The organism is Corynebacterium sp. CCUG 65737, from assembly GCF_024454115.1.
Classification (GTDB): domain Bacteria; phylum Actinomycetota; class Actinomycetes; order Mycobacteriales; family Mycobacteriaceae; genus Corynebacterium; species Corynebacterium genitalium.
On sequence record NZ_JAGPZB010000007.1, the window covers coordinates 1 to 15021 of the forward strand.

Sequence of the window (15021 nt, forward strand, 5' to 3'; positions counted from 1 at the left end):
GACATGGTGGTAGATTACCTTTCTTCCCAGCCCAACCGGGCTGGATATCAGGTGTCCACCAAAAAGGGGTCAGGTCCCTCGTCGGCATCCCCACACCCAGCGATGAAGCTGAAAAGGCCGAACGGCAGTGGCGGGAGCTCGTCGCAGACGCTGAAGACGCACTCGACATCCTCGCATCCTCAGCAAACACCGATACCGACGACGAGTTTGAAGCCGAAGTCTTGTCCGCGCACGACATTATCGATGCTGAAACGCTCGCCGGCCGCCAACGTGAGACGGACATCCGGTCCACCGCCCAGCGAGCACAAGCGGATATGACCTGGGCGTACGGGCACGTCATCGTCGACGAAGCCCAGGAGCTGTCCGCAATGGAGTGGCGGATGGTGTTCCGCCGCTGCCCCTCGCGGTGGATGACCTTGGTGGGTGACACTGCGCAGACCTCCTCACCGGCGGGCGTGGACACGTGGGACAGCGCGCTCGAGCCGTTCGTCGGCCAGCGCTACCGCTCCCATGAACTCACGGTGAACTACCGCACCCCTGGCGACATCATGCGTGTCGCCGACAAGATCCTGCAGGTCATTGATCCGGAGGCCACCCCGGCCGCGACGGTGCGCGAATCAGGCGAGGCGGAGGAGCACGAATCGGTCCGGTGGCTTCCCGACAACACGAACGCCGAGGCCGTGCGAGCTGAGCTCTCACGCCTCGGCGGGATGGTCGCGGTACTCACCGCAGACAATGTAGACGAGGTGAAGGGGTTGGAGTTCGACCACGTCATCGTCGATAAGCCAGCGGCGATCGTGGATGCCTCACCGCAAGGCTGGCAAGACCTCTACGTCGCAGTCACGCGAGCGACGCAAACTCTGACCGTAATTGGGGAACTCCCCGTTTCCTGATCTCCGGCGCTTAAGAAACAGTGTGGACGATCATGACGTCGCAGTCAGACTGGCGCGCGACGTCAGCCGGCACGGAACCGAGCAGGCGGCCGGTCAGAGAGTTGATGCCGCGGTTACCCACGACGAGCAGCTCTGCAGAGTAATCGTTGACGATGCTCATCAACGCCTCGACCGGGGTACCCGGGCGAACCGTGGTCTGCACGTCCTTCACACCGGTAGCTGACGCGTGCTCAGCGGCCTTGGCAAGATTCTCGCGTGCGGTCTCATCGCCCAGAATCGTGTTCGAGTCCTGGCGCAGCGCAGTGGAAACATCTGCTTCTGACTCGTAGTAGGCGCAACCGATGACCAGCGTGGCATCGAACGCAGCCGCGAGTTCCGCGGCACGCTCAACAGCCAGCATCGAGGACTTCGACCCGTCTGTGCCAACAACAACGGTGTTGTAGTTCTTGCTCATGGTGGCCACTATATACCGGCTTCTTTGACCCCGCGTAGCTCCTTGCGCAAGTCCGCAATCTCATCGCGCAGGCGGCCAGCGAGCTCGAATTTCAGCTCCCGAGCAGCTGCGGTCATCTGCGTTGTCAGGTCCGCGATGAGCTTCTCAATCTCGTCCGAAGCCATCGACGATGTGTCGCGACCTTCGATCATCGCCTCTTCCCCGCTGCTGCCGAGCTTCGCACCGTCGCCGTAAGTATCGTCCTCGGCGCGCTCGTAAACTTCGTCGAGGATGTCGGCAATCTTCTTGCGCAGCGGTTGCGGATCGATGCCGTGCTCTTTGTTGTACGCGATCTGCTTGGTGCGGCGTCGCTCCGTCTCGTCGATGGCTTCCTGCATTGACTCAGTGATGTCATCGGCGTACATGATGACCTCGCCGGAGACGTTGCGGGCTGCACGGCCAATGGTCTGAATGAGCGACTTCGTCGAACGCAGGAAGCCTTCCTTGTCGGCGTCGAGAATTGCCACGAGAGAGACCTCCGGCAGGTCGAGGCCCTCGCGGAGCAGGTTGATACCCACGAGAACGTCGAACTCACCAAGGCGCAGCTGGCGCAGCAACTCCACACGCTGCAGGGTGTCAATGTCCGAGTGCAGATAGCGGACCTGGATGCCGTTATCCAGGAAGTAATCAGTGAGATCCTCAGCCATGCGCTTGGTCAAGGTAGTCACCAGGACGCGCTCATCCTTCTCAGTGCGCTCGCGGATCTCGTGGATCAGGTCGTCGATCTGGCCCTTGGTGGGCTTGACCGTTACCTTCGGGTCGACCAGGCCCGTCGGGCGAATCACCTGCTCAACGAACTCGCCGCCGGCCGCCTCCAGCTCGTAGTCGCCCGGGGTCGCAGACATGTACACGGTCTGGCCGACACGGTCCTCGAACTCGTCGAACGTCAGCGGACGGTTGTCCACCGCGGACGGCAGACGGAAGCCGAACTCGACGAGGTTGCGCTTACGCGACATGTCGCCCTCGTACATGCCGCCGATCTGGGGCACGGTGACGTGAGACTCGTCGATGATGGTGAGGAAGTCTTCCGGGAAGTAGTCGATGAGGGTGGCAGGAGCGGATCCAGGGCCACGGCCATCAATATGCCGCGAGTAGTTCTCAATGCCAGTGCAGAACCCGACCTGCTGAATCATCTCGAGATCGTATTCGGTACGCATGCGCAGACGCTGCGCTTCGAGCAGTTTCCCGCGGTTTTCTAGCTCTTCGAGGCGGTCGGCGAGTTCCAGCTTGATCGCCTCAATCGCTTTCTCCATCCGGTCCTCGGTGGCAACGTAGTGCGTTGCCGGGAAGATGCGCAGCTCCTCGCGCTGCTGCAGAACGTCACCGGTGAGCGGGTGAATGTAGTAGAGCGAATCGACTTCGTCACCGAAGAACTCCACGCGCACGGCAACTTCCTCGTAGGCAGGGATGATGTCCACCGTGTCGCCTTTCACGCGGAATGTCCCGCGCTTGAAGTCAACGTCATTGCGCTCGTACTGGACGTCCACAAGCAAACGCAAGAACCGGTCGCGCTCCACTTCTTCCCCGACCCGAAGAAGCAAAGAACGGTCCAAGTAGGACTGCGGCGTACCCAGGCCATAGATGCAGGACACCGAAGACACCACCACCACATCGCGGCGGGACAACAGGGCCGATGTCGCAGAGTGGCGGAGGCGTTCGACATCGTCGTTGATCGACGAATCCTTCTCAATGTAGGTGTCCGTCTGCGCGATGTACGCCTCCGGTTGGTAGTAGTCGTAGTACGACACGAAGTACTCGACCGCGTTATTCGGCAGCAGTTCGCGCAGTTCGGTGGCCAGCTGCGCGGCGAGCGTCTTATTCGGCGCCATCACGAGCGTCGGGCGCTGCTGCTGCTCGATCAGCCACGCCGCGGTCGCCGACTTACCGGTGCCCGTCGCACCCATGAGCACCACATCCGGATCGCCGTCGCGCAGCCTGCGGTCCAGCTCTGCGATCGCGGTCGGTTGGTCGCCGGACGGCTCGAATTCAGATTCGACCTCGAAGAGCTTCTCGGAGCGCTCCACTTCTCCCACGGGGCGGAATTCGGAGTGCGATAAAACGGGGTGCTCAGCAGCAAAAGCCATGCACACCAGTCTAGGTCAGTTCCGCGATTCGCTAATCGACGCCCCGCGCCAGTTGCGATTCCCTTCGCGCCTAAGTCAAATTGTTGCGATTGCCTCTCAGCTGCACATAAGGTTATGCCCGTGGCCCAGACACATCCGAACACTGCAGCTCGCGCCGCGATCACCGCGGCGGGTTTGAGGCACGCGGATGTGGCCACCCATTTGGGGATCGACGCCAGCAAACTGTCCAAGTCGCTCTCAGGCGTACGGCGCTTCAGCGCCACCGAGCTGCAGCGTTTGGCGGAGATCACCGGCGTCACCGTGGACAGTCTGAGGCCGCTGTCCACAACGGCCACCGGCCACGCACCGGCCGCCCGCCCGCGCGAAGCAGATTGGGCCGCCCGGCGCCGCGCAATCGCCGCGGCCGCATGGCCGCTGTTCACGTCGAACGGCTACGAGGCGGTCAAGGTGGCCGACATCGCCCGGGAAGCAGGAATGTCCAGCTCAGCTGTCCACTACTACTTCCACTCGAAAAACGACATCTTCCTCGCCACTCTCGACTTGTGTTCGGAGCAGGCGGCGGGAAGACGGGAGGCGGTGACGTCGATAAGCGATCCTGCACGACGTTTGGTGCGCTTTGCGCACGTGCAGCTCGACGGTTCCGCGGAAGCCACCCGGGAGTGGACGACGTGGGCTCAATTCTGGGCGTCGTCGCCGATGTTCGCGGACGCGAAGGAGGCGACTGCCGTGGCGTACAGCCGCTGGGACCAGCAGCTGCGCGCCATCGTGCTCGAAGGGATGGCCTCCGGCCAATTCACCGCCTCCGCACCCGAGGACATGATGAGCGCTGTCACGGCGACGATCGACGGTCTCGGTGTGCAAATGCTCATCGGCGCACTGTCGGCAACGGACGCGGCGGACGCTGTGACGGCATATCTGAGTACGTGGATGACAGCGGACGCTGTCTTCGTGAAGGAGAACACATAAACATGGTTGAACTTTCGCGCCGGCAGTTGCTGGGCACCGCGGCAGTCGCTGGTTCGGCGACTGCCCTCGCGGCATGCTCGCCGACGATGCCGGCTGAAAATATCGATACGTCGGGCCCGCCGCGCAAGGGTGGCACCCTGCGCGTCGGACTCGTGGGCGGCTCCACCGCCGACACCGTGGACGCGCACATTCCCGCCAGTGCCAGCGACGCCGCCCGCGTGGTCAATCTGTACGAGCCTCTCGCACGCCGCGGCTACGAATACGAGCTGGAAAACCGTCTCGCCGAGAGCCTCGAGCCGAATGAAGACGCGACCGAGTGGACCATCCGTCTGCGTGAAGGCGTGAAATTCTCCGACGGCCGCCCGGTGCGCCCGGAGGACGTGATTGCCACCTACGAGCGCGTCGCCGATCCGGACGACCCGAAGAACGGCGCAGGGTCCATCGCGCACATCGAAGCCATGAACGTCGTCGACGACCGCACGCTGACGATCTCCTTGTCGCGGCCCGACGCGACCTTGACCGATGCGCTCGCCGAGTACCAAATGGGCATCGTCCCCGAAGACTACGACCCGGAGAATCCGATCGGTGCTGGCCCCTTCAAACTGGTCAGCTTCTCCGCCGGCCGGGAGACTGTCATGGAGCGCAACGAGCATTACTTCCTCGGCCCCGCCAACCTGGACCGCGTCGAGGTCGTCGATTTCTACCAGGAGGACGCGATGCTCAACGCGCTTTTGTCCTCCCAGGTCGACGGCATCGGAGCGCTCAACCACGCACTGGTCCGCGTCATCGAGTCTGACCCGCGCATGCACGTCGTCAGTTCTGAAACCGGCATGTGGCTCCCCTTCACCATGCGCGTCGACCACGAACCTTTCGACGACGAGCGCGTCCGCCAAGCTATGCGCCTGGCCTGCGCGCGCCCCGGCATGGTCGACCAAGTCTTCTCCGGCGAGGGCCAGGTCGGCAACGACATGTTCGCCCTCTACGACCCGGCGTACCCGCACGAATTCCCCCAGCGCGAGCAAAACATCGAAGAAGCAAAGAAATTGCTTGCCGACGCCGGCTACCCCGACGGCATCGACGTCACCCTTGCCACCTCCGAAATCGCCTCAGGCGCTGTCCGCGCCGCGCAGGTGTTCACGGAGCAGGTCCGCGACGCCGGAATCCGCGTGAAGATCGACCAAGTCGACTCCACCACCTTCTGGGCCGACGGAAACTACCTGTCCTACCCGTTCTCCCAGACCTTCTACTACACGCGAAACTTCCTCGAGCAAGTCAACCGTTGCGCCACCGAGGAGGCACCGTTCAACGAGACGCACTGGGTCGACGACGAATTCACCGCCCGCGTCGAAGCCGCCCGCGGCATTGTCGACGACCGCGAGCGCAGCAAGGAGATCAAGGAGCTCCAGCGCGAATTCTACGACCGCGGCGGATACATCATCTGGGGCTTCCCCAACCAGGTGGACGCGTACCACAACTACGTGGTCGGAGCGCGCCCCCACCCAAGTGGCGTTGCACTGTCCCAGGCGTTGTTCTACGACATGTGGATTGCGGAGGCATAGACAATGGGCAAACTCATCGCTCGCCGACTCGGCTTGAGCATCTTCATTCTTTTGGCAGTGTCCGTCATCATTTTCTGCGCCACACTGCTCCTGCCGGGCGACCCCGCCCGCGCCATCCTGGGCCAGCAGGCTACCCCGGAGCGCATCGCCGCGCTCCAGGCCGAAATGAACCTGGACAAAAACCCCGTCGAACGCTACTTCCTGTGGCTCGGCGGCGTGTTGACGGGCGACTTCGGCACCTCCACCACCACCGGCGGCCCGGTGTCCGAGCTGCTCGGTGAACCGCTGGTCAACTCTTTGGTCTTGATGGTTTTGGCGGCGTTAATCGCGATTCCGCTGGGCATTCTCGTCGGCATCTATGCGGCGTGGTGGCGTGGCTTCCGCCGCGACCAGGCCATCACTTGGGTCACCCTGATCCTCGCCGCGATGCCGGAATTCGTCATCGGTATTTTGCTGGTCACGGTTTTCGCAACCTCGGTCTTCCAGGTGCTGCCCGCGGTGACGATGTCGCAGCCGGGCGCCTCTGTCTGGTCGTACCCGTCGCAGCTCGTGCTGCCGACGTTGACCCTCGCGCTGGTCGTCAGCCCGTACATCGCTCGCATGACCCGCGCCACGATGATCGAGACCCTCGACTCGGGGTATGTCGAAATGGCCCGTCTCAAAGGCGTGCCTGAGCGCCGCGTCATCTTCCGCCACGCGCTCCCCCACGCTATCGGCCCCATCGCCCAGGTCGTCGCGATCCAGCTGGCATGGCTCGCCGGCGGCATTGTCGTGGTCGAGTACCTGTTCCGCTACCCGGGCCTCGGCGTCGCCATGATCGACGCCGTCAACTACCGAGACGTCCAGGTCGTGCAGGCGGTCACCCTCCTGATCGCCGCCGTCTACGTCGTTGTCAACCTGCTTGCCGATGTCATCGGCATCATGGCCAACCCCAAGCTAAGGAGCAACTAATGACCCAGCCGCACAATACTGGCGCCCCCTCCGATGTCAGGACCGGCGACGAGCTGAAAGCCTCCCTGTCCAAACCCGACCCGCTGCTCAAGCGCATCTGGGCGCAGCCGGAGGGCAAGGTCGGCATGATCCTCACCGGTCTAGTGCTCCTGATCGCGTTGATCGGTTATTTCTTCACCGAGCAGCTCACCGGCTACTCCACCACCGAGTTCCTCGGCCTCCCGTTCACCTCCGACGGCATCTTCGGCACCGACAACCTCGGCCGCTCCGTCGCCTCCCGCTTCATCGGCGGCGGACTGATCCTGCTCATCACGGCATTTTTGGCGACGGTGCTGGGCATGGTCGTAGGCACGGTGCTCGGCATGATCGCCGGCTACACCGGCGGTGCAACCGACGCTGTGATCATGCGCATCAACGATGTCCTCCTGGCCTTCCCGCAGCTGATCTTCGCGATGCTCGCCATCGTGATTTTCGGCCCCTCCGCGACCGTCCTAGTGCTCGTCATCGGCCTGACCCACGCACCGCGCATCGCCCGCGTGGCGCGCTCGGCCACCCAGTCGGTCACCAACGAGGACTACATCCGCGCCGCCCAGATGTACTCGGTGCCGCACTGGAAGATCCTCACCCAAGAGATCCTGCCGAATATCACCGGCCCGCTGTCCGTCGAGGCCGGGCTGCGCCTGACCTACTCCATCGGTTCCATTGCGTCCCTGTCCTTCCTGGGGCTGGGCATCCAGCCGCCGGCCGCTGACTGGGGCCTGATGATCAATGAGAACCGCATCGCGCTGTCCATCCAGCCGTGGGGCGTGGTTCTGCCGGTCATCGCCATTGCGGTGCTCACCATCGGCACCAACATGCTTGCCGACGCCACCGCCCGCGCCACCGCCTCCACCGCCACCCCCATCAAGCGCACCGGCACCACTATCCCGAGCGACCGCCAGGACAAGGTCGCCCCCATCATCAACGAAGACACCCGCAGCCGCACCACCCAGGCTGCCCCGAAGGAGAACGCATGACCACCTCGATTAATGCGGACGGCAAGGGGCCGAAGAAGTCGTCGATAAGCGGAAGAGACTCGCTGTGGTCCTCGACTGGCGGCGAAGGCGACTACGTACCCCCTGTACGCAACGACGACACGCTCGTGCTGCGCATCCGCGACCTGCGGATGGCGACCTACAGCGGCACCGAGATCCTCCACGGCGTCGACATCGACCTCTACCGCGGCGAAATTGTCGGCCTCGTCGGCGAATCCGGTTCCGGTAAGACCACCGCCGGACTTGCAGCGCTCGGCCACGTGCGCACCGGCCTGACCATCACAGACGGATCCGTCACGCTCTACTCCCGCGACGACAAAACCACCGATGTCCTTACGCTTAGCGAAGACGACGTGCGCGACATGCGCGGCTCCCGCGTTGCCTATATCCCGCAGGACCCCGCGCTCAGCCTCAACCCGGCGATGCGCATCGGCGACCAGATCCGCGAGGTCCTCGACATCCACGGGTACGGCTCCAGCTCGTCCGAGCGCGCCGACCGCGTCCGCGAAGTCATGCGCGACGTCGATCTGCCCGACACCGACGAATACCTGGCACGCTGGCCGCACCAGCTCTCCGGAGGGCAGCAGCAGCGCGTCGGCATCGCCATGGCGTTCGCCATGTACCCCGACGTGCTCATCCTCGACGAGCCGACCACCGGCCTCGACGTGACCACCCAGAACCACGTCCTGAAAACGATCCGCACCATGACGATGAAGAACGATGTCGCCTCGCTCTACATCACCCACGACCTGGCTGTCGTCGGCGAGCTCGTCGACCGCGTCATCGTCATGCTCCGCGGCGACATCGTCGAGGAAGGCCCCTACAACGCCGTCCTGTATAACCCGAAGCACGCCTACACCCGCAAGCTCCTCGGCGCCATCCCCGACCTGGAAGGTGAAAAGGACATCGCGGGCAACGACCGCTGGACCAACTCCTGGGCCGAGGTCCACGGCGACCCCGCGGCGTCCGCTGAAACGCCGCTTCTCCAAGTCCGCGATCTCGGAATGGCGTACGGCGACAACAAGGTCCTGCACGGCATCAACCTCGCCATCGAAGCCGGCGAATCCACGCTACTCCTCGGCGAATCCGGCTCCGGCAAGACCACCCTCGCCCGCTCGATCGCCGGCCTCAACCCCGGCTACACCGGCGACGTGCTGCTGCGCGGCAAAGAACTCGCGCACTCCAGCCGCGACCGCACTCTCGAGCACCGCAAGGACGTGCAGTACATCTTCCAATCGCCGTTTTCATCGCTGAACCCGCGGCGCACCATCGGTGAATCGATGAGCGTGCCGCTTATCATGGCGGGCGAACTGTCCCGCGACGAGCAACGCGCCATCGTCGAGGAGACCCTCGAAGCCGTGCAGCTCGACCGCAGCTTCTACGACCGCCGTCCCGGCGACCTGTCCGGCGGCGAGCGCCAACGCGCCGCGATCGGCCGCGCGCTCGTCAACGCGCCGTCGGTCCTCGTGTGCGACGAGATCACCTCGGCCCTCGACGTGTCAGTCCAGGCGTCGATCCTGCAGCTGCTCGCCGAACTCCGCTACGAGCGTGGCCTATCGCTGCTGTTTGTCACGCACAACATCGCGCTCGCCCGGCACATCGCCACACGCGTCGCTGTGCTCAACAAGGGCGTCATCGTCGACGACGGTCCTGTCGACGACGTTCTCGACAACCCGCTCCACGACTACACGCGCAGCTTGCTAACGAATATCCCGTCGCTCTAGCCACTGCGCCCCGTGGGTAGTGTGAGGTGTGTATATCCGCAGGCGACAACAGGAGGACAACGCCGTGGCACACCCCACTTCCCACCCCGCAACGACAGACCTCAAGCCGTTGCCCGTCCCGCCGCTCGACGGCACGCTCGACGCGTACAGCCACGCCCTCGAAGCGGTCCTCGACGGCAGCGAACTGGAGCATGCGCGGGAGGTCGTCGAAAGCTTCCGCACGGGAGCCGGTCCACGCCTCGACGCGCAGCTGCGGGAACGCGCGGCCCAGCGCGAAGCAGCGGGCACCAATTGGCTTAACGACGAATGGTATTCCTCCTACCTCTCCACCCGCTCCCCTTTGACCTTGGCGTCAAATGTGGGGTTCCAGATCGCCTTCCCTGCGTCCGGTGGCGTTACCGCAGCCGGTTCTGCGGCCACCATGTCTGCCGAACTGGACCGCGCCGTCGAGTTCATCCGCCGTGCCGCTGCCGTCCACCTCGCCGCTGCAGCTGACACCCTGCCCGAGGATGTCGATGCCCGTGGCAACCGCATCACCATGAACCAGTGGTTCGTCTACGCAGGCGGTATCAGGCATCCGGAGGAGGGGGAAGACGGGATCATCGCGACACAGCTCGGCGCCGCGAACCGCGAGATCGGCGTGTTCGTCGACGGCCGACTTTTCGCGCTACCTGTCAGTAACGCCGAAGGCGCTCCCCTGTCCGCCGGTGCCCTGCGCGACGGTCTCGCCACGGTGCTGGAACTCGCGGCGCAACCTGGCGAGGCCGCCCAGGACTTCAACGCCCCGTCGCTGCTCGGCTCCGGCATTCTCGCCGACCTTCTGCCGATGATCCTCGACAAGGGCAGCAACCGCGCCACCTACGAGCGCCTCAGCGACATGCTGTTCACTATTGACATCCAGGACGCCGCGGCCGATGCCCCCGCGACAAGCGACACCGAGCGCATCCGTGAGGCCACCTTCGCCCCGCGCGGCGCCTGGGTATACAAGCCATTGAGCTACCAAATCAGCGTCAACAGCGACTGGGCTGCCGTGCATGTCGAGCACTCATGCCAGGACGGCGCGACCCTCGTTACCGCGATCAGCCGCATGCAGGATGCGGAGCTGACCGACCCCGCCGGCACAGCCGACACGGCCGACGCAAGCGCCGAACCGGAAGAGCTCGCGTGGGACCTCGACGACGCGACACAGCAGACGATTTCCGCGCAACTGGACGATGTCCGGAAGGCTGCCGGGAAGCTGGCGACGGACATCATCACGGTCCCGCACAGCATCCCGGCGGAGCTGCCGTTCAAGATCAGCCGCGACGCGTCGGCGCAGATCACCATGCACATCGCCCAGCAGCTCACGTACGGGCACGTGCGCGCGGTGTATGAGGCCGTCGATATGCGCGAATTCCGCGCCGGCCGCACCGAGTGCCTGCGCGCCGCCACGCCCGAAGCGGTCTTGTTCGCAGAAAAGCTTATCGACGGCACCGCCACCCCCCACGACCTCACCTCCGCCCTCGACGCCCACCGCGGCTGGGTGAAGCGCTGCAAGTCCGGCAATGGATTCGACCGCCACATCCAGATGATGGCCAGCATCGACGACTCCGACGTTTTCTTCACCGACCTCGCCGCCACGGCCGCACGTCGCGATTTCCTGTCCACGACCTCCATCGGCGGCGCTAACCAGATCGTGCGCTACTGCTTCGCGCCGACCCTGCCGGAAGGCTTCGGCATCTCGTATACCCCGCTTCCTAACGACGCCGAATTCTGCGTCTCCTGGAACACCGAGACCGCGGAGCAGCCGGAGAAATTCCGCGCGAATCTCGTCGCAGCCGCGGCAATGCTCTGGGACTTCTGCGGCGAGATCCACTAAGCGACATCGACTAAACCTGGATCTGACAAGCCAGCGAACGGGAAGGCGGAAGCACATGAAAAAGATCGGACTCACCGGCGGAATCGGCAGCGGTAAATCCACTGTGGCGAAGATGCTCGAAGAGGAAGGCTTCGCGGTGGTCGACGCCGACCAGATCGCCCGGGAGATCATGGAACCGGGCTCACCCGTCCTCGACCGCGTCGCGGCGGAATTCGGCGCGGACATCATCCGTGAGGACGGGACGCTGGATAGGGGGACATTGGCAGGAAGGGCGTTCGTCGATAAGCGGGCAACTGAAAAGTTGAACTCGATCACCCACCCGGCGATCCGTACGGAGTCCGAGCGCCGGTTCGCGGAGGCGGAAGCTGCCGGCGAACCGGCCGTCGTGTACGACATGCCGTTGCTCGTCGACCTCGGCATGCACCGCGACATGGACCTCACTGTCGTCGTCGACGTCGACGCCGAGGAACGCGTGCGGCGGCTCGTCACGGCGCGCGGCCTCGACGAAGCCGACGCCCGCGCCCGCATCGCGCAGCAGCTTGACGACGCCACCCGCAACGCCGCCGCCGACGTCCTCATCGACAACAACGGCGACCTGGACGCTCTTAAACCGCAGGTCGACCAGCTGATCGCGCGCTTGAGGGCCTGAAGTTTCGCCCATTAGTCGAACAACGTTCAAGGCCACGCTACGTCCCATTCACCTACGTTGCCTAAGGTGACCGGCCATGGGAACGTGGGACATCGGGCCGTTCGACAACGACCCGGCAGTGGACGCCGTCGCAGCGCTTGCTGACGGCTCCTTCTGCATGGACCAGTTCCGTTTCGACTGCGGCCGCGGACCGCTCGGCACCGACGAAGCTGAATCCGTCATCGCTTTAGCCGCCGTGCTGAACGGGCACGTGCCCTCCGAAGCTCTCGCACCCGCGCTTCGCTTCCCGTTCACCCTCGACGACCGCCGCTGGATTCGCCGTCGCGCGAGCCAGGCCCTGCGGCCGGGTAGCTCCGAGCTCTACGACCTGTGGGAAAATGCCGGCGAACTGGATACCTGGCTCGCCGAGACCAAGAAATACGTCGCGTAACTGCCAGGTTGGGTTCTATGCCCCGGAGCCGTCAGCGCACCTGACATGCCTTTTTAGTGGGGCTAGCTCTACAATCACCAGGTATGCCCGTGGACCAGGTCGACCCGCTCATCAGCTCTATCTACCAATGGATGGACGTCTCCGGCGTTCTCCTGATGGGAATCATCGGCGGCACCCTCGCGCGTCAGCTCGGTTATGACATCGTGGGGTTTCTGTTCATCGCCATGCTTTCGGCGCTGGGCGGCGGCATGCTTCGCGACGTCCTCATCAACCAAGGCACCGTCGCCGCCATGAGCCAGCCTGAATACCTGATCCTGGCGTTCACCGGAGCGCTGATCTCCCGGTTCACATACTTCAAGGGCCGTGCGTGGGAGTTCCTCCAGTCGCACGGCGACGCCCTCGTTTCTGCGTTGTGGGCCGCCACCGGTGCGTCCAAGGCCATCCAGTACGGGCTACCGCTTCTGCCCACCATCATGATGGGTGTGTTCACCGCCACTGGCGGCAGCATGATCCGCGACGTCGTCACCGGTCGCGAGCCAGCCGTGTTCGGCGGGAACCAGCCAGCCGTGATTCCGGCGGTGGCCTGCGCGGTGATTGTGTTGATCGGTAACACCACCGGCTACCTGGCCATATCGATGGTGCTGGGACCAGTCGCGAGTTTCACGCTGTTCCTCTTCGGTTACTACGGCAACTGGCGGGTCAGCCAAGATCCGGACTTCGCGCCGGTAAACGCCACCGTGACTGCCACAGCAACGCAAGTGGCGTCGCTTGCCCGGAAGGCCGAAGACCGCTCCCGCGCCGTAGCCCGCGGACTGGAGCCCAAAAGCGTGCGTGCCTGGCGCCACCGCCAGATGGAGAAAGCCTTGCAGCGGCGCATCGAGGCGGAGATCCGCAAGGGTAAGCACCCAGCCGAGGCCCGCAGCGACGCCGACGAGTTTCTCACCGAATTCACCAACCAGTTCCCCGCCATCGATGCGGAAACACTTGCCGCCGCTGGAGTCGAGACCCCCACTGAAGAGGAGAACCTCTTCGAGGGCATCGGTGTCGACCTCGCCGGCGACTCCTACGACGGGGAAACGACGGAACCCGACCCCGCCGAGACCGAAGCAATGCATGCGGACATGCTGGACATCATTTTGTCCGACGCCAAGCTCACCGATGAACTCATCGAACGCCTCGCGGAACGATACAAAAATCGGGACGCCTAGGCGCGCGCCTCTTCGGCCGCAGGGCATGCTTCGCCCCGGTGTGTGCTCTTCGGCTGTTTCGCTATTTTCCCGAACAGGAGGTGCATCGCACCAAACTGGTGTGTGGTGTTCGGTACCGGTGTTCCGCCGCGCATCCGTATTCGACCCCGATGGTTCCGGTGGGGGCCGTCGTCGTTGGTCCGGTTGTGATACCTACACAACACCGCCAAGTTGTCCATATTGGTGGGCCCGCCGCTCGCCCACGGGGTGATGTGGTGAACCTCCCAATTATCCGCAGCATGCCGGCAATCCGGCATAGGACACGTCGTCAACGTCGCCCGCGCCAAATCCCGCTGCTTGGTGTTGGCGAAGCGTTTGGTGCTGTACAGGTTCACCGCACCCGCCTGCGGATGAAACAACGCCACCTCCAAGTCTTTCGAGTGGTGGTGGGTCAAGTACTCCGCACCGGTCATGGTGGTGCCATCAGATAGACCCAGGATGGTCTCGTCACCTGTACCGGCGAGGATCTTCACATAGTCCGGAAGCGGGATCTGCACCAACGGGCGCGGCACCGACGCGGCGACAGCTCCCTCTTTGTGCAGCAGGTCGTGGAAGGCTTCGTGCATCTGCGGACCTTCAGGACGATCCGCGTCGAGGTTTTTCCGCAGAGCGTGCTCAAGGGCGGCGATATCGCGGTCATCACCGGTGGCGCTAAAGGTGCGTTTGCCTTTGCGTGACCGGCCGAACCGGACGCTGGACTGCGGAGCGGGCTTGTCGGCATCCGGGTCAGGGACGATGTCTTTGGCGCGGCGCTTCAACGTCTCATAGTTACCCCGCACGGACAACAACGCCAGGCGCAGCTTCCATTTTTCGCGTTCGGAGCCGGCGGCTTTGACGTGTTGCTCGATGAACAGAATCTGATCCAACGACTTGCCCGCCTGACGCGCAACACGCACCGCCTGCGCCTGCTTGCGAGTAGAGCGAGTTTTCCCGAAATAGACCTCGTGAGCCTTCTCCCACTCGATATAGGTGGCAGGCTTGACACCGGCAGCACAAGCAGCCTGACGGTCGAAACCAGCCAGGACATCCATCGGACTGCCAAGAGAACCAAGAAACGCGTCAAAATCGCTCATGACACACACGCTAAGCAAAAAGGCACCCTCGATAAGAAAACCACCAAAAATCTGTGGATA

13 protein-coding genes are annotated in these 15021 nt (G+C 63.8%); 10 read left to right on the forward strand and 3 right to left on the reverse strand.

What is annotated here, in order from left to right:
• Window positions 1-893 (forward strand): ATP-binding domain-containing protein (locus KBX17_RS06740; RefSeq protein ID WP_256019045.1); only part of this gene is annotated, 893 nt, incomplete at its 5' end.
• 10 nt (window positions 894-903) lie between these two features.
• Here KBX17_RS06740 and KBX17_RS06745 read toward each other — a convergent pair.
• Window positions 904-1347 (reverse strand): universal stress protein, encoded by a 444-nt coding sequence (locus KBX17_RS06745; RefSeq protein WP_040424470.1) that lies wholly within the window; start codon window positions 1345-1347, stop codon window positions 904-906.
• An 8-nt stretch (window positions 1348-1355) separates the two neighbouring features.
• Window positions 1356-3470, reverse strand: a complete 2115-nt coding sequence (gene uvrB, locus KBX17_RS06750; RefSeq protein WP_256019047.1) for an excinuclease ABC subunit UvrB — start codon at window positions 3468-3470, stop codon at window positions 1356-1358.
• A gap of 120 nt (window positions 3471-3590) precedes the next feature.
• Between uvrB and KBX17_RS06755 the strand changes: the two genes are divergently transcribed.
• The 9 genes from KBX17_RS06755 (at window position 3591) to KBX17_RS06795 (ending at window position 13849) form a co-directional block, all read left to right on the forward strand.
• The gene (locus KBX17_RS06755; RefSeq protein ID WP_256019049.1) at window positions 3591-4436 is read left to right on the forward strand and encodes a TetR family transcriptional regulator C-terminal domain-containing protein; all 846 of its coding nucleotides are present in this window, start codon (window positions 3591-3593) and stop codon (window positions 4434-4436) included.
• A gap of 2 nt (window positions 4437-4438) precedes the next feature.
• Window positions 4439-5995: an ABC transporter substrate-binding protein gene (locus tag KBX17_RS06760; RefSeq protein WP_256019050.1), complete on the forward strand. Its 1557-nt coding sequence runs from the start codon at window positions 4439-4441 to the stop codon at window positions 5993-5995.
• A gap of 3 nt (window positions 5996-5998) precedes the next feature.
• Entirely contained in the window at window positions 5999-6946 is a 948-nt protein-coding gene (locus tag KBX17_RS06765; protein ID WP_005290312.1) for an ABC transporter permease, read from the forward strand.
• Entirely contained in the window at window positions 6946-7962 is a 1017-nt protein-coding gene (locus KBX17_RS06770; RefSeq protein ID WP_256019052.1) for an ABC transporter permease, read from the forward strand. Before KBX17_RS06765 ends, KBX17_RS06770 begins: the two co-directional genes overlap by 1 nt.
• A complete protein-coding gene (locus tag KBX17_RS06775; RefSeq protein ID WP_256019053.1) occupies window positions 7959-9704 on the forward strand; it encodes an ABC transporter ATP-binding protein in 1746 nt (581 codons plus the stop codon). The genes KBX17_RS06770 and KBX17_RS06775 overlap by 4 nt, the downstream gene beginning before the upstream one ends.
• Window positions 9705-9768: 64 nt before the next feature.
• Window positions 9769-11562, forward strand: coding sequence for a choline/carnitine O-acyltransferase (locus KBX17_RS06780; protein WP_256019055.1), 1794 nt, complete (start codon window positions 9769-9771; stop codon window positions 11560-11562).
• A gap of 55 nt (window positions 11563-11617) precedes the next feature.
• Window positions 11618-12211: a dephospho-CoA kinase gene (gene coaE, locus KBX17_RS06785; protein WP_005290316.1), complete on the forward strand. Its 594-nt coding sequence runs from the start codon at window positions 11618-11620 to the stop codon at window positions 12209-12211.
• Window positions 12212-12287: 76 nt separating this feature from the next.
• Window positions 12288-12641 carry a DUF4259 domain-containing protein gene (locus KBX17_RS06790; protein ID WP_255994855.1) on the forward strand — a complete coding sequence of 118 codons (354 nt, stop codon included), beginning with the start codon at window positions 12288-12290 and terminating at the stop codon, window positions 12639-12641.
• Window positions 12642-12724: 83 nt separating this feature from the next.
• A complete protein-coding gene (locus KBX17_RS06795; RefSeq protein WP_255997471.1) occupies window positions 12725-13849 on the forward strand; it encodes a trimeric intracellular cation channel family protein in 1125 nt (374 codons plus the stop codon).
• On the opposite strand, the gene KBX17_RS06800 is transcribed toward KBX17_RS06795, so the two are convergent.
• Window positions 13846-14961 carry an HNH endonuclease signature motif containing protein gene (locus KBX17_RS06800; RefSeq protein WP_256019057.1) on the reverse strand — a complete coding sequence of 372 codons (1116 nt, stop codon included), beginning with the start codon at window positions 14959-14961 and terminating at the stop codon, window positions 13846-13848. The two genes, KBX17_RS06795 and KBX17_RS06800, sit on opposite strands and share 4 nt — an antisense overlap.
• Between the last annotated feature and the right edge of the window lie 60 nt (window positions 14962-15021).

Bases quoted from the DNA above. Each gene is read 5' to 3' on its own strand.
- KBX17_RS06745 (WP_040424470.1), bottom strand. From the start codon at position 1,347: ATGAGCAAGAACTACAACACCGTTGTTGTTGGCACAGACGGGTCGAAG.
- uvrB (WP_256019047.1), bottom strand. From the start codon at position 3,470: ATGGCTTTTGCTGCTGAGCACCCCGTTTTATCGCACTCCGAATTCCGC.
- KBX17_RS06760 (WP_256019050.1), top strand. From the start codon at position 4,439: ATGGTTGAACTTTCGCGCCGGCAGTTGCTGGGCACCGCGGCAGTCGCT.
- KBX17_RS06765 (WP_005290312.1), top strand. From the start codon at position 5,999: ATGGGCAAACTCATCGCTCGCCGACTCGGCTTGAGCATCTTCATTCTT.
- KBX17_RS06770 (WP_256019052.1), top strand. From the start codon at position 6,946: ATGACCCAGCCGCACAATACTGGCGCCCCCTCCGATGTCAGGACCGGC.
- KBX17_RS06775 (WP_256019053.1), top strand. From the start codon at position 7,959: ATGACCACCTCGATTAATGCGGACGGCAAGGGGCCGAAGAAGTCGTCG.
- coaE (WP_005290316.1), top strand. From the start codon at position 11,618: ATGAAAAAGATCGGACTCACCGGCGGAATCGGCAGCGGTAAATCCACT.
- KBX17_RS06790 (WP_255994855.1), top strand. From the start codon at position 12,288: ATGGGAACGTGGGACATCGGGCCGTTCGACAACGACCCGGCAGTGGAC.
- KBX17_RS06795 (WP_255997471.1), top strand. From the start codon at position 12,725: ATGCCCGTGGACCAGGTCGACCCGCTCATCAGCTCTATCTACCAATGG.
- KBX17_RS06800 (WP_256019057.1), bottom strand. From the start codon at position 14,961: ATGAGCGATTTTGACGCGTTTCTTGGTTCTCTTGGCAGTCCGATGGAT.